We start from the raw sequence: 19,981 nt of genomic DNA on the forward strand, positions 1-19,981 counted from the left end.
AGATGATCGACAGATGGCGGAACCGACTACGGCGGAACGGGATCCCGAGGCGGTCTCCCAGTTCGTCGAGGGCTTCGCGGCGCAGCTCGTCGAGGCCGGGATGCAGCGGATGCCCGCCCGGGTCTTCGCCGCGCTGCTGGCCTCCGATTCCGGTGCCATGACCTCCGCCGAACTCGGCGAGCAGCTCCAGGTCAGCCCGGCCGCCGTCTCCGGTGCCGTGCGCTACCTCGCGCAGCAGCACATGGTTTCGCGCGAGCGCGAACCCGGCTCGCGGCGCGAGCGGTACCGGGTGCACAGCAACCAGTGGTACGAGGCGCTGACCAACCGCGACGCGGTGCTGAAGCGCTGGGAACTCGCCCTGCGGGCCGGCGTCGACTCCCTCGGCCCGGCGACCCCCGCCGGGCGCCGGCTCTCCGAGACCCTCGCGTTCTTCGAGTTCATCGACGGGGAGATCGCCGCGATGATGGAACGCTGGCGCGCCCACCGGGAGAAGCTGTACGGCGACAGGTGACGAGCGAGGGCGGGGCGTCCACACACCCGCCCCGCCATCGCGCCCCTGGGCGCTCGCCCCGTCACGTGCCCTGGAAACCCAGGGTCGGTCACCGTGCCCTGGAACCCGGTCGGTCGGCGTGTCCCGGAATCCCCGGGTAGGTCACCGTGCTGTCGGCAGGGTCAGGCCCCAGGCCGACTCCCGCAGTGTCCAGGTGCGGGTGCGGACCGGGCCGGCGACCACGGAGTCCGCGCGGTAGCGGAAGTCGGCGCCGGAGATGGTGACCTTGTGCCCCACCAGTCGCAGGGGCGAGGCCTCGGCACCCACGGACACCGAGCGGACCTCGATCTCCGCCCCGGTCCCCGACGCCCCGGGCGTCACGGACACGGTCTCCACGGGCTGGTCCAGATCCACCACGCACACCCCGTCGACCTCGATCCGCAGCCGGGAGGGCCCGGGTCCGGGCCCCAAAGCGAGCCGGGACGGCCGGGAGGCGAGGGTCCTGACCAGGGACTGGCAGGTGCGGAGCCAGGGATGTGCACCGGCCTCCCCCGGCGCTCCCGCGCCCACCGGAGCGGGCGGCCGGGAGGGCAGCGAGGGAATGCGCAGTGCGCCGAGCACCACGCCGTCGCTGTCGTCCACGAGCAGGTCCAGCCGCCGTTCGGCCCCGTCGAGGACCGCCCTGGCCGCCGCGACGGCCCCCATGGGCACCCCGAGCGAGCGGGACAGCGACAGCACGCCTCCCACGGGCACGAAGGACAGTGCGCACGCGGCCAGTTCCCGCTGCCGGTGCAGCAGGGACACCGCCCGCAGCAGAGCGCCGTCGTCACCGATCACGACCGGTCGGCGCGCACCCCGACGGATCAGCGCGCGGGCGAATTCCTCGGGCCCCTCCGGGAGGCACACTTTGGTCGCCGCACCCGCGCTGAGCACGTCTTTCGCGATCCGTACAGACTCGCCGTCCGTCCGTCGGGCGACCGGGTCGATGACCACCAGAAGCTGGTCGGAAGCCGCCACCTCGGTCATGCCTCGCTTCCTCGGGTAGCATCTTTGTGCAAGAGCCCCTTGCGCTATTGCGCCAGGGGCTTCGTCTATTCCGGGGCATCCGGTCCGACGGTCGCGGCCAAAGGTGGTCGCCGGCGTACGCAGCCGTATCGAAAACCAGCCGCGTACGTCCCCGACCTTGGACATGCCCCGCCCGGAAGGGGTGTACGCCTGTGCCCGCACTTGTGCTGCTCGGTGCTCAGTGGGGTGACGAAGGCAAGGGAAAGGCCACCGACCTGCTCGGTGGATCCGTGGACTATGTGGTGCGCTACCAGGGCGGCAACAACGCCGGCCATACGGTAGTCGTGGGCGACCAGAAATATGCCCTCCACCTCCTCCCTTCCGGAATCCTCACGCCGGAGTGCACTCCGGTGATCGGCAACGGAGTCGTCGTCGACCCGTCCGTCCTGTTCTCCGAGCTGAACGGACTGAACGAGCGCGGCGTCGACACCTCCAAGCTGCTGATCAGCGGAAACGCTCATATCATCACGCCTTACAACGTCACTGTCGACAAGGTGACGGAACGCTTCCTCGGAAAGCGGAAGATCGGGACCACCGGTCGCGGGATCGGTCCGACATACGCGGACAAGATCAACCGCGTCGGTATCCGCATCCAGGACCTCTACGACGAGTCGATCCTCACCCAGAAGGTCGAAGCGGCACTCGAGGTCAAGAACCAGCTGCTCACCAAGCTCTACAACCGCCGCGCCATCGAGGCGAGCCAGGTCGTCGAGGAGCTGCTGGGCTACGCGGACCGGCTCAAGCCGTACGTCGCGGACACCGTCCTGATCCTCAATCAGGCGCTCGAGCAGGACAAGGTCGTGCTCTTCGAGGGTGGCCAGGGCACGCTGCTGGACATCGACCACGGCACGTATCCGTTCGTGACGTCGTCGAACCCGACCGCGGGCGGCGCCTGCACGGGTGCCGGCGTCGGCCCGACCAAGATCAGCCGGGTCATCGGCATCCTCAAGGCGTACACGACCCGTGTCGGCTCGGGTCCGTTCCCGACCGAGCTCTTCGACGCGGACGGCGAGGCGCTGCGGCGCATCGGCCACGAGCGCGGTGTGACGACCGGCCGTGACCGGCGCTGCGGCTGGTTCGACGCGGTCATCGCCCGCTACGCGACCCGCGTGAACGGTCTGACCGACTTCTTCCTCACCAAGCTGGACGTCCTGACCGGCTGGGAGGAGATCCCGGTCTGCGTGGCGTACGAGATCGACGGCAAGCGCGTCGAGGAGCTCCCGTACTCCCAGACCGACTTCCACCACGCGAAGCCGATCTACGAGACCCTCCCCGGCTGGTCGGAGGACATCACCAAGGCGAAGACCTTCGCGGACCTGCCGAAGAACGCGCAGGACTACGTGAAGGCGCTGGAGGAGATGTCGGGTGCGCCGATCTCCGCGATCGGTGTCGGCCCGGGCCGCGACGAGACGATCGAGATCAACTCGTTCATCTAGCGCGGAGAGGTGTCCGCGGCGGTGACGGAAGCGAGATCCGCCGCGGTTTCCGAAGCGGTACCCGCGGCGGTTTCCCAAAAGGCGTCCGCCGCGGTTCCGGAAGCTGTTGTTTCACGAGTGCGCCCCCGGCCGACATCCGGGGGCGTACCCGTACCTGGGGAGCCGGCCTCAGCGGGAGGTCAGTCTCCACAGGTTGTCGGCGGTGCCGTTGTCGTCCCACTGCAGGACCTGGGCGCCGGTGGAGGTGCTCATGCCGTTCACTCCGAGCAGCAGACCGCTGTTGTAGTTGGCGATCTTGTAGAAGCCGTCACCGGCCGGGACCAGCTGCCAGAGGTGGTCGGCGGTGCCGTTGTCCGCCCAGATCAGCGCGGTCCCGCCGGCCGCCGTGCTCGCGTTCGTGATGCCGAGCAGCAGGCCGCTCGCCTTGTTGGCGATGCGGTAGAGACCCGATCCGGCGGACGAGAGGGTCCACGACTGGCCGGCGCCGGTGGTGGACGTCGCCTGCACGACCGCGGTGCCCTGGGCCGTGCCCGCGTTCTGGGTGTCCAGGACGAGGCCGCTGTTCCTGTTGGTGATCTGGTAGGTCCCGGCGAGCGAGGTGGAGCTGCCGCTCGGGGTGATGACCAGGTGGTAGCCGTCCGAGGGGTTCATGGCCACGGGCACGGTGACGGACCCGTTCGAGACCGTGTAGTCGGCTTCCGAGACGGTGTACGGGGCCGGTACGGCCGTGGTGCGGCCCTTGGACGGGGTGTACTCCAGCTTGGCGTGCACCGTGCTGCCGAAGGCGGACAGTGAGCCGAGGCCCTTGACCGTGACGGCCGTCGAGCCGGTGCCGCCGCCGAAGAGGACGCTGATCTGCCGGCCGTCCCCGGTGCGGGACGCGGCTCCGTCGATGCCCGTCTGGGCCGGGGGCGTGGTGGGGATCATCGTGCCCGACATGTCGCCGTACCACTTGTAGAGCCAGTACGAGCCGTTGGGCGATCCCCCGGTGTCGGTGAGGGTGTCGCCGAGGGTGCCGTAGTGGTTCCAGAAGGCGAGCTCGGCGTCCCGCACCCCCGTCCGCTCGAACTTGGCGACATAGCCGACGAGTGAACCCGGTATGCCCATCTCCGTGGGCGTCCCGTACTCCTCGATGGAGATCGGACGCGGGCTGATGCCGAGGCCGCTCTCCAGGGAGCGGTACGCCGCGACATGGGCCGCGATGTCCTGGGATCCCTGGAGTTCGTGCCAGGCGATGATGTCGGGGACGGTGCCGGCGGCCTTGGCGGCCGTGAGGAACTGGCTCATCCAGCTCTGGTTCCACGCCGAGTGGCTCGGCCCCTGGATCGGCGTGGTGGCGTCCTTGGCCCGGACCTCTTTGTAGGTGCGCGTCCAACCAGCGTCGAACGTACCGGCGTTCGCGGTGTCCCAGGTCCAGTCGGGTTCGTTCCACAGCTCGTAGGCGCGGATGTTGGTGGCGGAGGAGGACTTGACCGACGCGATCTGGGTGTCGACGGCGGACAGCCAGTTGCTCCAGCTCACCCACTTGTAGGGGAAGTTCGGGTACCAGTCCGGCATGCGTACGACGATCCCGGCGCCGGCCCGTGCGGCCTTGGAGGCCACCTTCAGCGCGTCTCCCCCGGGCGCGGGTTCGCCGTTGGGGAGCTGCGAACCGCCCGGCGCCATCTGCACGAAGGTGTTCGGCTTGAGCGGGGTGACCAGGCTGTCGGCCGGGGCGCTCGCGTCGGCGAGGCCGTACAGGCTGCCGGTCGCCACGTGGGTGACGGAGCGCAGGGTCTGGTCGGCGTTGACGACCAGGGTGGTGGCCGCGGTCGGGGCGGCCTGGGCGGGGGGCGCGGTCAGGAGTGCGGTGGTGGCCAGGGCGGCGGTCCCCAGGGCGGCCAGTGCGCGGGCGCGGTGAGGTCTGGCGGTCGGGGTCGGGGTGGTGGTCGTGATGCTCGTAGTGGTCGAACTGGCGGTGGCCGCGGCGGTGCCGGTGGTGGGGGTCGTGGTGGTCGTGGTGGTCGAACTGGCGGTAGTGGCGGTGGTGGTGCGTGGCGTGCGGCCTGAGCGGCTCGTGCGGCTCATGGAGAGCCTCCTGGAGGTGGGGAGCGGGTGACGCCCGCTCAGTCCTTCACCGCGCCCGCGGTCACGCCCGCGGCCACGTAGCGCTGTGCGAGGACGAGCAGGACAGTGGCGGGGACCGACGCGACGACGGCGGTGGCCATGATCGCGTTCCATTCCTGGTTGTTGTTGCCGATGTAGTGGTAGATGCCGAGGGTGATGGGGCGCAGGTCGCCGCCGCCGTCGAGGGTGTTGGCGAAGACGAAGTCGGACCAGGCCCACAGGAAGCCGAAGAGCGAGACCGTGACGATCGCGTTGCGGCTCACCGGCAGGACGACGGAGCGGAAGATCCGCCAGGTGCCGGCGCCGTCGATGCGGGCCGCGGAGATGAGTTCGTCCGGGATGCCCGACATGAACGCGGCGAAGATCATGACGCCGAACGGCACGGCGATGGTGGAGTCCGCGACGATCAGGCCCCACCAGGAATTGAGCAGTCCGAGGTCGAGGAAGAACCCGTAGAAGCCCATCGCCATGACGATGCCCGGGATCATCTGGGCGACCAGGAGCACGAGGCCGAGCGGTCCCGCGCCGGGCGGGCGCAGCTTGGCGAGGGAGTATCCCGCCGGGGCGGCGAGGACCAGGGTGAGGGCGACGGTGCCGAGGCCGATGAGCAGGCTGGTGCCCAGGTAGGGCAACTGGTCGTTCAGGACGGCCCGGTAGCCCTCGAAGGTGGGGTGCAGCGGGAACAGGTCGGGCGGGCTCTTGCGCATGTTCCGCTGCGGCGTGAGGGACACGTTCAGCATCCAGTACACCGGGAAGAGCATCAGCGCGGTGAGGGCGATGCCGGCCACGGTGTAACGCCGCTTGCCTGTACGGGACTTCACGGCTCCTGCCTCCTCTGTACGCGGATGTGCAGCAGCCCGAAGGCGAGGGCGATGACGATGAGGATGTTGCCGACGGCGGCTCCCGGGCCGAACTGGGGCAGCAGGGTGCCGAATCCGAGCCGGTAGGACCAGGTCGCCAGGGTGGACGAGGAGTCGCCGGGGCCGCCCTTCGTCATGATCCAGATCAGGTCGAAGACCTTGAGGGTGTAGACGAGACCGAGCAGCAGCGTGATCGCCGAGACCGGGCGCAGCAGCGGGAACGTGATGCGGCGGAACCGCTGCCAGGCGTTCGCCCCGTCCAGGGCGGCGGCCTCGTACAGCTCGGCGGGGATGTTCTGGAGGCCGCTGTACAGGATGACCAGGTTGAAGGGGATGCCGATCCAGATGTTGGCGATGATGACCGATGTCAGCGCCCAGTGCGGTGAGGTGAGCCAGCCGACGGGGTCGACGCCGGTCGGGTGCAGGGCGTAATTCACCACACCCGACTCGCTGTTGAACATCCAGGACCACGTCGACGCCGACACGATCAGCGGCAGCAGCCACGGGATCAGGAACAGGGCCCGGAGGGTGGGGGCCAGGCGGAAGTGGTGGTTGAAGAAGACGGCGAGCGCGAGGCCGGCGGCGTACTGGACGGCGATGGACACGAAGGTGAAGACCAGGGTGTGCCGCATCGCCGGGGCGAACGCCGGGTCGTTCAGGACGCTGGAGAAGTTGTCCCAGCCGGAGAAGGGGGCGTCGCCCGCGACGAAGGAGCGGACGGTGTAGTCGCGCAGGCTCAGGTCGAGGTTGCGGTAGAGCGGGTAGGCGTAGAACGCGGTGAGGTAGGCGGCCAGCGGGGCGAGGAAGGCGAGCGCCGTCAGCCGGCTCCGGTGGTGATGGGTGAGCATGCGGGTGCCTCTGCGGTTTCCGGGTCGGGGTCCGGTGGGTGCGGGTGCGGGTGCGGGTCCGGTGGGTGGGTCGGGGCCGTGCCGGTACATCCCAGTCCGTCGCCGTTGGATCAGACGTGAGTTCTGAACGGGAGCCGCTGCTCGATCCGGGCGTAAGCGACGGACATCAGGGATGTACCGGCACGGCCCCTCCGGCCGCATTTCGGCTGCGGGTGCGTCTCCCCTTTTCAGCCCCTCCGGGGGTCGGCAATTTCAGCCCCTCCGGCGTTTGAGGAGCGGGGTCTGGGGCGGAGCCCCAGGTACGGGTCGGGTAGGGGCGGAGGGGGCGAAAGTCGCTTGGGGGTTCAGCCCTTGGAGGCCGAGGTCTGGGCGTCGTTCAGGGCGGACTGGGGGCTCTTGGCGCCGGAGAGGGCCGCCTGTACGGCGGTCCACAGGGGCTGGGAGATGGTCGGGTACTTGGTGCCCAGGCCGCCGCTGGTGCGGCCACGGGCGGCTGCCACCGCCTCCACCCAGGGCTTGAGCTTCGGGTTCGCCGCGACCTGCCGGGCCTGCACCTCGTCGGTGGGTGCCACATAGGTCAGCGTCGTGTCGCTCGCCAGGAGGTTCTTGGCGCTGGTCAGGCAGGTGACGATCTTCTTGCTGGTGTCGTAGCGGCCGGTGTCCTGCTGCACGGGAACGGTGACGAACTCGCCGCCGGTGGGAACCGGTGCCGAACCGCCTTTCTGCGCCGGGATGTTGACGATTCCGTACGGGAATCCGGCCTTCTCGGCGTTGCCGAGCTGCCAGGTGCCGTTCTCGCCGAACGCGTAGTCCCCGGTGGCGAACTCCTGCCAGCTGGTGGTCTGGGTGTTGTTCAGTACGTCCTTGGGGGCGTACCCCTCGTCGACCCACTGCTTCCACAGGGTGAGGGCAGCGACGCCCCTGGCGGAGTCGAGTTCGGTGAGGTCGCCGCCCGCTCCCCAGAACCACGGCAGGAACTGGAAGCTGCCTTCCTCGGTGTTGATCGCCGAGAAGGTGATGCCCTTCTTGCCCGCCGCCTTGATCTTCTTGAGGGCCGCCGTGAGGGACGGCCAGTCCTTGATGCCGGCCGGGTCGACGTGTGCGGCGGAGAGGACCTTCTTGTTGTAGTAGAGGGCGAGGGTGTTGGCGCCGATGGGGACGCCGTAGGCCGCGTCGTCGAGGGTGCCCGCTCCGATGATGTTCTTCTGGATCGCGGCCGTGTCGAGACCGAGGTCGCCGGCCTTGGTGAGGATGCCCGCCTCCACGAGGGTGGAGACGACCGGGTTGTCGACCAGCATCACGTCGGGCGCGTTGCCCTGCTGGGCGGCGAGCAGTGCCTTGTTGCCCAGGTCCGTGGTGTCGTACGCGGTGCGCTTGACCTCGACCCCCGCCTCGGTGCCGCACGCGGCGACACGCTTGCCCCAGTCGGAGGACGCGTCGAACTGCGGGTAGGGGTCCCAGAAGGTGTACGTCGAGGACTTGCCGGACGAGGAGGAGCCGGAGCCGCCGCCGCACGCGGTGACGGTGGCGAGGGCACAGGCGGTGGCTATGGCTGCGGTCAGGGTGCGGCGGGTGCTTCTCACGGGGGTGACCTCGTTGTCGGGAGAGGGACGTACGGATTCAGGACGTGGGCAGCCAGACGCGCATGCCGCCGTCCTCGCGGTTGGCCCAGGCGTAGTAGGGGATCGCGGTGAGTTCGACGGGGTCGCCGGCCGGCGGGGCGGGGTGACCGGCCGGGCGGTAGGGCCACCAGGAACCGTCGGGAGGAAGGGCGCGGCGGTGTCCGGCGGCCAGCACGGTGGTGACGCCGCCGAGCAGGTCGGGGCGCTGTTTGACGGCGAGCGGGCGGGCGGGGTCGAGGACGAGGTCGTCCAGGCCGCCGCCCGGGTGGTCCGCCTGTTCCAGGCAGTACACGAGCGGGCCGCGTTCGATCGCCGCGCAGCCGCGTACGGCGTCCACGCGCGGGTCGGCCGCGGTGAGCCGGGCGTCCAGGGCGAGTTCGAGGATCACCCGGTCGCCGGGAGCCCAGGTCCGCTCCAGGCGCAGCCAGCCGTCCCGGACGGGCGCGTTCGCGCCGTCGTAGGTCCGTTCGCCGTCGTGGACGCGGAAGGAGTCGCACCACTGGGGGATGCGGAGGGAGAGGGTCCAGGGGGTGTCGGGCGTCTGCTCGACGGTCAGGGCGACCGTGCCGTGCCAGGGGTAGTCGGTCTCTGCGCGTACGGCGACGGGGGCGCCGGCCCGTTCGGCACGGTACTCGCCGGTGACGTACTGGTGGATCTGGAGACCGTCGGGACTCGTGGACGCGAGGTAGTGCTCCAGGGAGGCCAGTAGCCGCATGACGTTGGGCGGGCAGCAGGCGCAGCGGAACCAGCGGGTGCGGCGGGCCGACTGGTCGCCGCCGGGGTCGGTGTGGCCGTCGCGGACCTGGAGCGGGTTGACGTACAGCCAGCGCTCGCCGTCCAGGGAGACCCCGGCGAGGAAGCCGTTGTAGAGGGTGCGTTCGATCAGGTCGCCGTAGCGGGCCTCGCCGGTGAGCAGGGCCATGCGCCAGCTCCACTGGACGGAGGCGATGGCGGCGCAGGTCTCGCAGTAGGCGCGCTCGTTGGGGAGTTCGTAGGGGTCGCCGAAGTCCTCCTCGTCGTGGTGGGCGCCGAGCCCCCCGGTGAGGTGGGTCTTCGTCGCCACCATGGCCTGCCACAGGCGCTCGCAGGCGGCGCGGAGTTCGGCGTCGGCGGTCTCGGCCGCGAGGTCCGCCGCCGCGGCCAGCAGATACAACTGCCGTACGGCGTGGCCTTCCACGGTGGTCGCCTCGCGCAGCGGCACCCGGTCCTGGCAGTACGCCTCGCCGCCGAGCAGGCCGTGGCCGTGGCGGTCGACGAAGTAGCCGGCCAGGTCGAGGTAGCGGCGTTCGCCGGTCTCCCGGTAGAGCTCGACCAGGGCGGTCTCGATCTCGGGGTGGCCGTCGATGCCGTCCAGGGGCTTTCCGCTGCCCGGGGCGCCGAAGACCGAGTCGACGTGGTCGGCGAAACGGCGGGCCACATCGAGGAGTTCGGGGCGGCCGGTGGTGCGGTGGTGGGCCACGGCCGCCTGGATGAGGTGCCCCGCGCAGTACAGCTCGTGACCCCAGCGCAGATCCTGGTAGCGCTCGCCGTTCCCGCGGAGCTGGAACCAGGTGTTGAGATAGCCGTCGGGCTGCTGGGCGGCCGCCACCAGGGCGATGATCCGGTCCACCTCGGCGGCCGGTCCGCCCGCGGGCTCCTCGGACAGCCGCCAGGCGGCGGCCTCCAGCCACTTGTAGACGTCGGTGTCGAGGAACGGGTACGCCCCCTGGAACGAGCCCTCGGCCGTGCCGGCGGCCAGCCGCAGGTTGTGCAGGTTGCCCGCCGACTCCAGCAGGTCCGGGCCCTGCGGGATGGAGATGCGCGCGTTGACCTCACGGCGGGTGTGCCAGAACCCGGCGCCGATGGTGACGGGAGCGGGGCGCAGCGCGGCGCGGGCACCGGGGGTGGGGTGCACGGGTCCCGTGCCGGGGAGGGCGGCGGAGCGTGTGCGGGGCATGGTTCTCCGGTTCTCGTCGGGACGCGTTCGGCGGGTCGTCGGTCGTTCGGAATCGGGTGCGGCGGACCGCTCGGGGACGGGTGAGGCAGACCGCCCGGGGACGGGTGCGGCATGCCCCTTCGAACGGGTCGGGGGACCGATCGGGAACTCGTTTGAGCAACCGTTTTCCTGCCGGAAAGTAGAGGGGAGTCGACGGAAGGGGGTCAAGGGTCGGGACGCAAAATTTTCTCCGCTGCTCGGGCTCTGGCCCGTACCCCTGGCCGCTGGCACGATGGGGTCGCTACTGTCGTCGGCGAGGGACGGTGATGTCCCGGTCGACGCGAAGGAAAAGGATTGCCCGTGACCTCTGCTCCGCGCTCGCCCTCCGCCGGCCGGGCCAAGCTCGCCGATGTCGCCGCCCTCGCTGGGGTCAGTGTGGGCACGGCGTCGAAGGCCCTGAACGGCGGCGGGCGGATGCGGCCCGAGACCCGTCAGCGGGTTCTCGACGCCGTGGAGACGCTCGGCTTCCGCCCCAACCAGCACGCGCAGAGCCTGCACACCGGCCGCAGCTGGACGGTCGGTCTGATGACGACGGACGGCATCGGCCGCTTCTCCACCCCCGTGCTGCTCGGCGCGGAGGACGCGCTGGGCGCCGGGAAGATCTCCGTGCTGCTGTGCGACACCCGGGGCGACTCGATCCGCGAGCAGCACCATCTGCGCAACCTGATGGACCGCAGGGTGGACGGCATCATCGTCACCGGCCGCCGCACGGACCCGCGCCCGCCGCTGACCGGCGTCGACCCGATCCCGATCGTCTACGCGCTCTCCCCGTCCACCGACCCGGCCGACTCCTCCGTGGTCTCCGACGACCGGGGCGGCGCCCAGCTCGCCGTGGAGCATCTGCTCGCCGCGGGCCGGACCCGGATCGCGCATGTCACCGGCCCGGAGCACCACGCCGCCGCCCGCGACCGCGCCCGGCACGCGGTCGAGCACCTGGGGCGCTCCTCGCTGCGACTGGCCACCGGGCGGGTCCACTTCGGCGAGTGGAGCGAGGCGTGGGGGCGCCGGGCCGCCGACGCGGTGCTGCGCACGGCACCGGACACCGACGCCTTCTTCTGCGGCAACGACCAGATCGCCCGGGGTGTCGCCGACGCGCTGCGCGAGCGGGGGGTGGACGTCCCCGGCGACATCGCGGTCGTCGGCTACGACAACTGGGACACCATGGCGCTGGCCTGCCGCCCGCCGCTGACCACCATCGACATGGACCTCACCGAGATCGGCCGGATCGCCGCGCTGCGCCTGCTGGAGGCCATCGACGCCGAGGACGTGGAGCCGGGGCCGGGGGGTGTCCACACGGTTCCGTGCAGGCTGGTGGTGCGCGAGTCCAGCTGATCGCGGATGCGGGGTCTCCTGGCGCGGGCCCTCTCGACGCGGCTCACCGGCTGTGAACCGTCGTTCGTCCCGCCGCACTTCGGTTGTCGTACGAGCGACGGGCGCACCTTCGAACCGGTGGTCCGGTCGTACCCCCACCCGTCTGTCGCCGTGGCGATGGCGTGTGCCGCGGCGCTCACCCCTGCCGTGCGCCCCCACCGCGCGGAGGGCGTCGCATGACGGTGGGCCCGTCCGCGGGCGACCCGCCGCCGCTCGGCGCGCCTGCCCGGTGAGGAACGGGCCCCGGGCGAATGGACCTGGACGCCGCCTCCGCTGAACTGAACGCCAGGCCGCGAAAAACGCTCGGCTGGGAGACCCCAGCCGAGCGCTTCACCCAGCTACTGGAAAACGACCCCAACACCCCTTGTGTTGCGACGATTTGTTGAATCCGCCGGGCGCCGCCCGGTCCGCTTCCCCGCGGGTGCCCGCCGGCACCTCGCACCGGGCGCGGCCGGAGGGTGTCAGGCATCCGACGGCGAGCCCGAACCGCATCGTGTACGTGCCCGTCCCGGCCCTCAGTGGGCGGACCCGGCCGTCGAGTTGGCGGCACCGGCCGGGTGTGGACGTCGCCTCGGCCGCACGCCGCCGCGGCGTTCCGTGCTCGAGGCGCAGGAGTGGGCATGCGGAGGATAGGGGGCATAGCCTGAATGTGCACGTTCGGGTGCATTTGCGTGCGTCGACCGATGGAGAAGGTGAGTGCGATGCGCGTCATGCTCAAGGCGACCCTGGACACGGAGAAGGCCAACGAAATGATCCGCAGCGGCAAGATGTCGGACCTGCTGAAGGAGGCTCTGGATCGCATCAAGCCGGAAGCGGCGTACTTCGGCCCGGTGGGCGGGCGCCGTACCGCGTTCATCGTGTTCGACATGCAGGACAGCTCGGAACTCCCGCCCGTCGGCGAACCGTTCTTCACTCAGCTCAACGCGGAGGTCGAGGTCTGCCCGATCATGAACGGCGAGGATCTCCAGAAGGGCCTGGCCCAGCTGCGCTGACGGCCGGGCGGGGGTGCGTGCGCATGTCCGGGGTGGGACCAGGGTCCGTCGGTGCGGGGCGCACGTGGCCGGGGCCCCGCACCGGGAGGGCCGGATCAGCTGAAGATGATCATGGAGCCCTGGGCGAGACTCCGGGTCGCCGCGGCGTGCAGGCCCAGCCAGACGTGACGTTCGCGGGCGAAGGGGCTGGCGTCGTAGGGGGCGGGGGCGGCGGGCTCCTCCAGCTCCGTCGGAGCGTTCGGGGGCTGCGGTGCCGCCGGGGGGTTGGCCGGGTCGATGCCGATCGAGGGGGCCACGAACTCGAGTTCGCGCAGGAGGGCCTGGGAGGAGCCCAGGGGGCCGCCGCCCGCGAGGAGTTCGTCGTTGGCCAGCGGGTGCGGGAACTCGACGGGGACGTACGCACCGGCGTGGTCGTAGTGCCAGACCAGATGCGACTGCTGGGCGTTCGTCTCGAACATCTCCAGCAATTGTTCGTAGTCTCCGCCCAGTTCGTCGACCGGCGTCACCGCGAGCCCGCACATCTGGAGGAGGTACGCGCGGCGCAGGAAGTGCAGCGCGTCGTAGTCGAAGCCGGCGACCGGGGCGACGTCACCCGAGAGGCCCGGCATGTACGCGTACACCGGCACCGGTGGGAGTCCGGCCTCGGCGAGCACCTTGTCGTAGAGCGCGAGCTCCTCGGCGAAGGGGTTGTCGGGGGTGTGGCACAGCACGTCGACGAGCGGGACCAACCACAGGTCACAGGCCAACAGACGGCTCCTCTTGCTCCTTGGGGTGCAGGGTGGTCAGGGCAGCGTAGTGCGCGTGGCGGTCTTGTGAAGAGGCCGGTACGCAAGTAGGTCTCCCGGGTGGGCCGGTGCCTGCCCGCCGCTCGGGGGCCGTGCCCCCAACCCCCCGATCCCCGGCGGGGGTGTCCTCAAACGCGGGACCGGGGTGATCCGGGTCCCGGCCGGGGTCTCACGTGGCGTCGAGCCGTTCGATGAGGGCGAGCGCGTGCTCGTTGTACGCCGCCACGATCGCCCGGGCGGTGTCGGCGTCGCGGCGGGCGAGGGCGTCGACCAACTCCGTGTGGCCGGACCACAGCTGGCCCCTCAGATCGGCGACCCGGCGCAGGTGCTGGACCGTGCAGACCCAGGACTGGACCCGCAGCCGGTGCAGGAAGTCGCCGAGGTAGGGGTTGCCGAAGAGGCTGCTCAGTTCGCGCCAGAAGCGGAGGTCGTAACCGATGAGGATGTTCAGGTCACCCGCGGCGGCCGCGCGCTGGGCCTCCTCGCCGCGGCGCCGGACGGCGGCGAGGGCGGCGAGCGCGCGGGGATCGTCGGCCTGCCGCATACCGCCGGCCACGAGCTCCTGGAACATGCCCTCCGTGATCAGGCTGCGCGCCTCGATCATGCCGCGGTAGTCGGCGGCGGAGTACTCGTGCACACGGAAGCCGCGGTGCTGGTCGGCGTCCAGGAGCCCCTGGGCCGACAGATCGACCAGGGCCTCGCGGACGGGGGTGGCGGAGACGCCGTACTGCTCGGCGATCTCCTTCACCGTGAACTCCTGGCCCGGCCGGAGGCGACCCCCGAGCACCTCGTCGCGGAGCGCGTCCGCGATCTGCTGTCGCAGGGTGCTGCGGGTTACGGCGCCCGTGCCGCCGGTGCCGGCCATGGTGGTCGTCTCACTCCCCGTCGCGTGGGTAGGTGCGCGTATCTACTCGCGTATCCCGTCGAGCAGGCCACCATACGCGGTGGGGAATCGGCGAGCGGATTTCCCGGCACCCCCGCACGGGCGCCGGGAACCGAGCGACCGGCCCCCGCAGGGGCGGGGAACCCCTACGGCCTCACACCGTGTGCTCGTCCGCCACCGACAGCGCCTCGTCCAGGGCCGCAAGCCCCTCCTTGGCCTCGGCCTCGGTGATGTTGCACGGCGGCACGACGTGGGTGCGGTTCATGTTGATGAAGGGCCACAGACCGCGGGCCTTGGCCGCGGCGCCGAACGCGGCCATCGGCGCGTTCGCCTCGCCCGCGGCGTTGTACGGAACCAGCGGCTCCCGGGTCTCCCGGTTCTTCACCAGCTCCAGCGCCCAGAAGACGCCCGTGCCGCGTACCTCGCCGATGCTCGGGTGCCGCTCGGCCAGCTCGCGCAGCCCCGGCCCGAGGACGGTCTCGCCGATGGCCGCGGCCTGGTCGACGATCCCTTCCTCCTCCATGACGTTGATCGTCGCGACGGCGGCCGCGCAGGCCAGCGGGTGCCCGGAGTAGGTGAGCCCGCCCGGGTAGGGCCGCTTGGCGAAGGTCTCGGCGATGGCGGAGGAGATTGCCACACCGCCCAGCGGCACATAGCCGGAGTTCACGCCCTTGGCGAAGGTCATCAGGTCCGGCGTGACGTCGTAGTGGTCGGCGGCGAACCACTTGCCGGTCCGCCCGAACCCGGCCATGACCTCGTCCAGGACGAAGACGATCCCGTACCGGTCGCAGATCTCCCGCACCCCGGCGAGGTAGCCGGCCGGCGGCGTCATGATCCCCGCGGTGCCCGGGATCGTCTCCAGGATGAGGGCCGCTATGGTCGCGGGCCCCTCGAAGGCGATCGTGTCCTCCAGGTGCTGCAGCGCGCGCTCGCACTCCTGCCGCTCGCTGTCGGAGTGGAAGGGGCTGCGGTACAGGAAGGGCGCCCAGAAGTGGACGACACCGGCCGCGCCGCTGTCGTTCGGCCAGCGCCGGGGGTCACCGGTCAGGTTGATCGCGGTGGAGGTGGCACCGTGGTACGAACGGTAGGCGGAGAGCACCTTCGGACGGCCGGTGTGCAGCCGGGCCATCCGCGTGGCGTTCTCGACGGCCTCCGCGCCGCCGTTGGTGAAGAAGATCTTGTCCAGGTCGCCCGGGGTCCGCTCGGCGATCAGCCGGGCCGCCTCCGAACGCGCCTCGACGGCGAAGGCGGGCGCGAACGTGGACAGGGTCGCGGCCTGTTCCTGGATCGCGGCGACGACCTTCGGGTGCTGGTACCCGATGTTGGTGAAGACGAGCCCACTGGTGAAGTCCAGATACCGCTTGCCTTCGTAGTCCCAGAAGTACGACCCCTCCGCGCCGGCGACGGCTAGCGGGTCGATGAGCTCCTGCGCGGACCAGGAGTGGAACACGTGCGCACGGTCCGCGGCCTTCACGGCGGCGCCGGCCTGGGGGTTGGGCTGAGGGGTCATGCGGCGAAGCGTAAATGTCCACGGACCGGGCGCGGTATCGGCGTCCTGTCTGCGGTCGGGAGCTTTCCGCGACAGTCTGTCGGGCTTGGCCGAGGCATGCGGGATGCCCACGGGCAGCGCCAGGGGTTCTCGGCCCGGCCCCCGGGCCGCCTCGCGGGCTCCCGGTTCGGGTCCGGAGCTCTTCGGGGGTTCTCGGTTCGGCGTCCGGAGCCCTTCGGGGTCTCTCGGCTCGGCGTCCGGAGCCCTTCGGGGATTCTCGGCTCGGCGTCCGGACCCCCTCGGGGGTTCTCGGCTCGGCGTCCGGCCGCCTCCCTTCGCTCTCCGGGCTGCCCTCCCGGCGGGCTTCGGGCGACTTCCCGGTTCCTCCGCCCCGGTCTCCGGGTCGCTTCCGGGGCTTCCTGGTCGCCACCGGCCGCCTCCCGGCAGGCCTCAGGCGGCTTCCGGGAGCCCCTCGGGCCCCCGGAGCGCCCGAGGGGCTCCCAGGCTCGGCGTCCGGACGCCCCCTTCGCCCTCCGGGTGGCTTCCAGGGGCCTCGGCCGCGGTCTCCGGGCTGCCTCCGTCCGGACTGCGGGGGCGCTCTCGGCGGCCTCACGTGCCTTCCCGGGAGCCAACGGCCCGGCGTCCGGGCTGTGGTCGGGCGATGGACCCTCCGAACTCTTGACAGCACCCTGTCGAATTGACAGGATGCTTACATAACTTCCGCTCGCTCGAGGAGGAGTCATGAACGCCACCGCAGACGCCGGCACGGGTTCCGCACCCCGCAAGCCCGTCCACCTCGCCGTCTACGACACCTTCGCCGACTGGGAGACGGGGCACACGACGGCCCATCTCGCCCGAGCCGGCTACCCGATCCGCACGGTCGGCCCCGGCCGGGAGCCGGTCACCACCATCGGAGGGCTGCGCGTGCAGCCCGACCTCGCGCTCGACGAGCTCCGCCCCGAGGACAGCTCGCTGCTCGTCCTCACCGGCGCCGACCTCTGGGACACCTCCGAGGACCTCGCGCCCTTCGCCCGTACCGCCCGCGCGTTCCTCGACGCGGGTGTCCCGGTCGCGGCGATCTGCGGGGCGACGGCCGGCCTCGCCCGCGAGGGGCTGCTGGACGACCGGGACCACACCAGCGCCGTCTCCTTCTACCTCGCCGCCACGGGGTACCGGGGCGGCGAGCGGTACATCGACGCCGACGCCGTCACCGACGGCGGGCTCGTCACCGCGGGGCCCACCGAACCCGTCGCCTTCGCCCGCGAGGTCTTCCGGCTGCTCGGGGTCTACGAGGGCGAGGTCCTGGACGCCTGGTACCGGCTCTTCCACGACTCCGACGCCGAGGCGTACGCCGTACTGGAGAAGGCGGGCCGGTGAGCCGGCGCCGGCAGGACCTGTTCAGCCGCAGCGCCCTCGCGGTCTTCCGGCTGAACGGGCAGTACCTCTCCGTGGCCGAGGAGCTGGCCCGGCCCGCCGGGATCACCGCCGCCTGGTGGCAGGTGCTCGGCGCCGTCCTCGGCGAACCCCTGCCCGTCTCGGGGATCGCCCGCGTCATGGGCATCACCCGGCAGAGCGTGCAGCGCGTCGCCGACCTGCTCGTGGACAGAGGGCTCGCCGCGTACCTGCCCAACCCCGCCCACCGCCGCGCCAAGCTCCTCTCCCCGACCGAGCGGGGCCGCGCCGCCGTCGCGGAGATCGGCCCCGGCCACGCCGCCTTCGCCGACCGGCTCGCCGAGGCGCTCGGCGCTGAAGGGCTCGCCGAGACCGTCCGCGTCCTGGAGCGACTGTCGGCCGTCCTCGACGATCTGGCGGCGCCGGAGGCCACGGAATACGCGGCACCTGTTACGAAAACGGCACCAGCCGTGACGGAACCGTAGACACCGCCCCGTCCACCTCCCCGTACGGCGCACTATCCTCGGTCTGTTGCACGCATACGGGGGAGGGTGGGCGCAGCCATGGAGAACCTGGGGGCAGGGGATCCGCACCAGATCGGGGCGTACCGACTGCTGGCGCGGCTCGGTGCCGGCGGGATGGGCCACGTCTATCTCGCGCGCTCCGACCGGGGGCGTACGGTCGCCGTCAAACTCGTCCGTCCGGAACTCGCCGAGCAGGAGGAGTTCCGGGCCCGCTTCCGCCAGGAGGTGAGGGCCGCGCGCCGGGTCGGCGGTCTCTGGACCGCACCCGTCCTGGACGCGGACACCGAGGCGGCGATCCCGTGGGTGGCCACCGGCTACGTCGCGGGACCCTCGCTCCAGGCCGTCGTGGGACGCGACCACGGCGCACTGCCCGAGCGTTCCGTGCGCATCCTCGCCGCGGGCCTCGCGCACGCGCTGAAGGACATCCACGCAGCGGGCCTCATCCACCGCGACCTCAAGCCTTCGAACGTCCTCGTCACCATCGACGGTCCCCGGGTCATCGACTTCGGCATCGCGCGCGCCCTGGAGACGGTGACCGACGGCGGTCTGACGCACACCGGGGCGCTCGTCGGCTCGCCCGGGTTCATGGCCCCCGAGCAGGTGCGCGGCGACCGTGTCACCCCCGCGTGCGACATCTTCTGCCTCGGCTCGGTCCTGTCGTACGCCGCAACCGGCGCCCTTCCGTTCGGGGCGGCCAACAGTGGTGTGCACGCCATGATGTTCCGCATCGCGCAGGAGGACCCGGACCTGACGGGCGTGCCCGAGGGCCTCGCCGATCTCGTGCGCGCCTGTCTGCGCAAGGACCCCGACGCCCGGCCCGGCCTCGACGAGATCCTGGCGCGAACAGGCGCGGAGGACACCGTCTCGGACGGGCGCACCCTCGATCCGTGGCTGCCTGCCGCGCTGGTGGCCCAACTCGGCCGCCACGCGGTGAAGTTGCTCGACACGGAGAACCCCGACGAGGAGCAGGAGCAGCCCCGGGCCGGTGCCCCGGTGCCCGGCGCCGCTCCCGTGCCGGCCAGGCCCGCCCTGCCTCCGGCCCCCGCATCGCCGGTCCCCGCCCCGGACCTCTCCAAGCCGCCGTCCGCCTCGCCCGCTTCCTCGGCCTCCTCCTCGACGCCGTCCGCGTCCTCCTCGACGCCCGCCGCCTCCGCCGAGGCCTCCCCGGAGCACGCGCCCACGCCGGCCGAGGAGGGCGCCACCCCGCCTCCGCCCGGGCAGCCCGGTCCCGTGAACCATCTCCCCACCCTCGTCGCGGGCTCGGGCCAGACGCCGCCCCCGGCGGCACCGGCCACCCCGCACCAGGCCTACGGCTACCCGCAGCAGCACCCGCAGTCCTCCGGGCAGGGCCCGGCCCACCCCGCCTACGGCTACCCGCAGGCCGGCTGGGGCGCACCCCAGCAGCCGCCGTACGGCTCCACGCCGCCGTACGGACCGGGCGTCGCCCCGGGCCCGTACGGCCCCGGCGTCACCCCGCCCTACGGCCCGACCCCTCCGTACGGCCCCGCCGTCGCCCCGCTCGGCCCCGAACCCCGGCGCAGCCGGTCCACAGCCCTCCTCGTTGTCGTGGCCCTGGTCGTCGCGCTCGGCGCGGGCGGCAGCGTGTACGCGCTGCTGAAGGGCGGCGCGGGCGGCGGCCAGGACGACCCCAAGGCGTCCACGCCGGCCTCCGGCGCGCCGACCACACCGGGGCAGAGCACCTCGCAGGAGCCGTCCGCCGGCTCCGAGTCGCCCAGCGCCGAGGCATCCGCGGACGGCACCGTCCCGGAGGCCTTCCTCGGCACCTGGGACTCCAGCATCGACAACGCCACCGGTCACAACACCCGCCGGCTGACCATCGAGCAGGGCGAGGTCGGCGACACGGTGCTGACGCTCACCGCGGACGGCCCGGCCGGCAGCGGCACCTACCACTGCGTCTTCGAGGCCGCCCTGACCGAGGCCCCGGGCGCCGGCGGACCGCTGGAGATCGGGCCCTCCCAGGTCACCTCCGGCGAACCGGCGTCCTCGTGCTCCCCGGGCGCCGCCTCCGAGGTCACCCTCCTGTCGGACGGCCGGCTGCGCCGGGTGAACACCAACTCGGGCGAGGCGCTCACCTATACGAAGAGCGGCTGAGCCCGCCCGGGTCCGTGGACCCGGGCCCACG

16 protein-coding genes are annotated in these 19,981 nt (G+C 71.7%); 7 read left to right on the forward strand and 9 right to left on the reverse strand.

Annotated elements, in window-relative coordinates; translation table 11 throughout:
* Window positions 1-13 precede the first annotated feature (13 nt).
* Window positions 14-511: a MarR family transcriptional regulator gene (locus OG788_RS24580; RefSeq protein ID WP_351547889.1), complete on the forward strand. Its 498-nt coding sequence runs from the start codon at window positions 14-16 to the stop codon at window positions 509-511.
* Between the two features lie 141 nt (window positions 512-652).
* Here the strand turns inward: OG788_RS24580 and OG788_RS24585 are convergent, their stop codons facing one another.
* Complete coding sequence (locus tag OG788_RS24585) at window positions 653-1,516, reverse strand: diacylglycerol kinase family protein (protein WP_406373454.1); 864 nt, start codon at window positions 1,514-1,516, stop codon at window positions 653-655.
* Window positions 1,517-1,707: 191 nt separating this feature from the next.
* On the opposite strand from OG788_RS24585, the gene OG788_RS24590 reads away from it, so the two are divergent.
* The gene (locus OG788_RS24590) at window positions 1,708-2,991 is read left to right on the forward strand and encodes an adenylosuccinate synthase (RefSeq protein WP_351547895.1); all 1,284 of its coding nucleotides are present in this window, start codon (window positions 1,708-1,710) and stop codon (window positions 2,989-2,991) included.
* A 168-nt stretch (window positions 2,992-3,159) separates the two neighbouring features.
* Here OG788_RS24590 and OG788_RS24595 read toward each other — a convergent pair whose 3' ends face one another.
* The 5 genes from OG788_RS24595 to OG788_RS24615 form a co-directional block, all read right to left on the reverse strand.
* Window positions 3,160-5,058 carry an RICIN domain-containing protein gene (locus tag OG788_RS24595; RefSeq protein ID WP_406373456.1) on the reverse strand — a complete coding sequence of 633 codons (1,899 nt, stop codon included), beginning with the start codon at window positions 5,056-5,058 and terminating at the stop codon, window positions 3,160-3,162.
* A gap of 38 nt (window positions 5,059-5,096) precedes the next feature.
* A complete protein-coding gene (locus OG788_RS24600) occupies window positions 5,097-5,918 on the reverse strand; it encodes a carbohydrate ABC transporter permease (protein ID WP_406373457.1) in 822 nt (273 codons plus the stop codon).
* A complete protein-coding gene (locus OG788_RS24605) occupies window positions 5,915-6,895 on the reverse strand; it encodes a carbohydrate ABC transporter permease (protein WP_406373459.1) in 981 nt (326 codons plus the stop codon). The genes OG788_RS24600 and OG788_RS24605 overlap by 4 nt, the downstream gene beginning before the upstream one ends.
* 254 nt (window positions 6,896-7,149) lie before the next feature.
* On the reverse strand, window positions 7,150-8,388 hold the full coding sequence (locus tag OG788_RS24610) for an extracellular solute-binding protein (protein WP_406373461.1): 1,239 nt from the start codon (window positions 8,386-8,388) through the stop codon (window positions 7,150-7,152).
* Window positions 8,389-8,425: 37 nt separating this feature from the next.
* Complete coding sequence (locus OG788_RS24615) at window positions 8,426-10,363, reverse strand: glycoside hydrolase family 127 protein (protein ID WP_406373463.1); 1,938 nt, start codon at window positions 10,361-10,363, stop codon at window positions 8,426-8,428.
* Between the two features lie 339 nt (window positions 10,364-10,702).
* On the opposite strand from OG788_RS24615, the gene OG788_RS24620 reads away from it, so the two are divergent.
* Window positions 10,703-11,734, forward strand: a complete 1,032-nt coding sequence (locus OG788_RS24620) for a LacI family DNA-binding transcriptional regulator (RefSeq protein WP_406373465.1) — start codon at window positions 10,703-10,705, stop codon at window positions 11,732-11,734.
* 740 nt (window positions 11,735-12,474) lie between these two features.
* Window positions 12,475-12,765: a hypothetical protein gene (locus OG788_RS24625; protein WP_356747384.1), complete on the forward strand. Its 291-nt coding sequence runs from the start codon at window positions 12,475-12,477 to the stop codon at window positions 12,763-12,765.
* Between the two features lie 95 nt (window positions 12,766-12,860).
* Here the strand turns inward: OG788_RS24625 and OG788_RS24630 are convergent, their stop codons facing one another.
* From OG788_RS24630 to OG788_RS24640, 3 genes are all read right to left on the reverse strand, one after another.
* Window positions 12,861-13,511: a hypothetical protein gene (locus OG788_RS24630; protein ID WP_266760945.1), complete on the reverse strand. Its 651-nt coding sequence runs from the start codon at window positions 13,509-13,511 to the stop codon at window positions 12,861-12,863.
* Between the two features lie 208 nt (window positions 13,512-13,719).
* Window positions 13,720-14,415, reverse strand: a complete 696-nt coding sequence (locus tag OG788_RS24635) for a GntR family transcriptional regulator (protein WP_351542941.1) — start codon at window positions 14,413-14,415, stop codon at window positions 13,720-13,722.
* Window positions 14,416-14,587: 172 nt separating this feature from the next.
* Window positions 14,588-15,943 carry an aspartate aminotransferase family protein gene (locus tag OG788_RS24640; RefSeq protein ID WP_351542944.1) on the reverse strand — a complete coding sequence of 452 codons (1,356 nt, stop codon included), beginning with the start codon at window positions 15,941-15,943 and terminating at the stop codon, window positions 14,588-14,590.
* A gap of 720 nt (window positions 15,944-16,663) precedes the next feature.
* Here OG788_RS24640 and OG788_RS24645 point away from each other — a divergent pair.
* From OG788_RS24645 to OG788_RS24655, 3 genes are all read left to right on the forward strand, one after another.
* Window positions 16,664-17,299, forward strand: coding sequence for a type 1 glutamine amidotransferase family protein (locus OG788_RS24645; RefSeq protein WP_406373467.1), 636 nt, complete (start codon window positions 16,664-16,666; stop codon window positions 17,297-17,299).
* The gene (locus OG788_RS24650) at window positions 17,296-17,799 is read left to right on the forward strand and encodes a MarR family transcriptional regulator (RefSeq protein ID WP_351542950.1); all 504 of its coding nucleotides are present in this window, start codon (window positions 17,296-17,298) and stop codon (window positions 17,797-17,799) included. The genes OG788_RS24645 and OG788_RS24650 overlap by 4 nt, the downstream gene beginning before the upstream one ends.
* Before the next feature lie 78 nt (window positions 17,800-17,877).
* Complete coding sequence (locus OG788_RS24655) at window positions 17,878-19,950, forward strand: serine/threonine-protein kinase (RefSeq protein WP_406373470.1); 2,073 nt, start codon at window positions 17,878-17,880, stop codon at window positions 19,948-19,950.
* Window positions 19,951-19,981 lie beyond the last annotated feature (31 nt).

The sequence above is a fragment of the Streptomyces sp. NBC_00647 genome (assembly GCF_045207245.1).
Lineage (GTDB): Bacteria > Actinomycetota > Actinomycetes > Streptomycetales > Streptomycetaceae > Streptomyces.

Bases quoted from the DNA above. Each gene is read 5' to 3' on its own strand.
- OG788_RS24645 (WP_406373467.1), top strand. From the start codon at position 16,664: ATGAACGCCACCGCAGACGCCGGCACGGGTTCCGCACCCCGCAAGCCC.
- OG788_RS24585 (WP_406373454.1), bottom strand. From the start codon at position 1,516: ATGACCGAGGTGGCGGCTTCCGACCAGCTTCTGGTGGTCATCGACCCG.
- OG788_RS24635 (WP_351542941.1), bottom strand. From the start codon at position 14,415: ATGGCCGGCACCGGCGGCACGGGCGCCGTAACCCGCAGCACCCTGCGA.
- OG788_RS24615 (WP_406373463.1), bottom strand. From the start codon at position 10,363: ATGCCCCGCACACGCTCCGCCGCCCTCCCCGGCACGGGACCCGTGCAC.
- OG788_RS24655 (WP_406373470.1), top strand. From the start codon at position 17,878: ATGGAGAACCTGGGGGCAGGGGATCCGCACCAGATCGGGGCGTACCGA.
- OG788_RS24625 (WP_356747384.1), top strand. From the start codon at position 12,475: ATGCGCGTCATGCTCAAGGCGACCCTGGACACGGAGAAGGCCAACGAA.
- OG788_RS24580 (WP_351547889.1), top strand. From the start codon at position 14: ATGGCGGAACCGACTACGGCGGAACGGGATCCCGAGGCGGTCTCCCAG.
- OG788_RS24605 (WP_406373459.1), bottom strand. From the start codon at position 6,895: ATGTACCGGCACGGCCCCGACCCACCCACCGGACCCGCACCCGCACCC.
- OG788_RS24595 (WP_406373456.1), bottom strand. From the start codon at position 5,058: ATGAGCCGCACGAGCCGCTCAGGCCGCACGCCACGCACCACCACCGCC.
- OG788_RS24640 (WP_351542944.1), bottom strand. From the start codon at position 15,943: ATGACCCCTCAGCCCAACCCCCAGGCCGGCGCCGCCGTGAAGGCCGCG.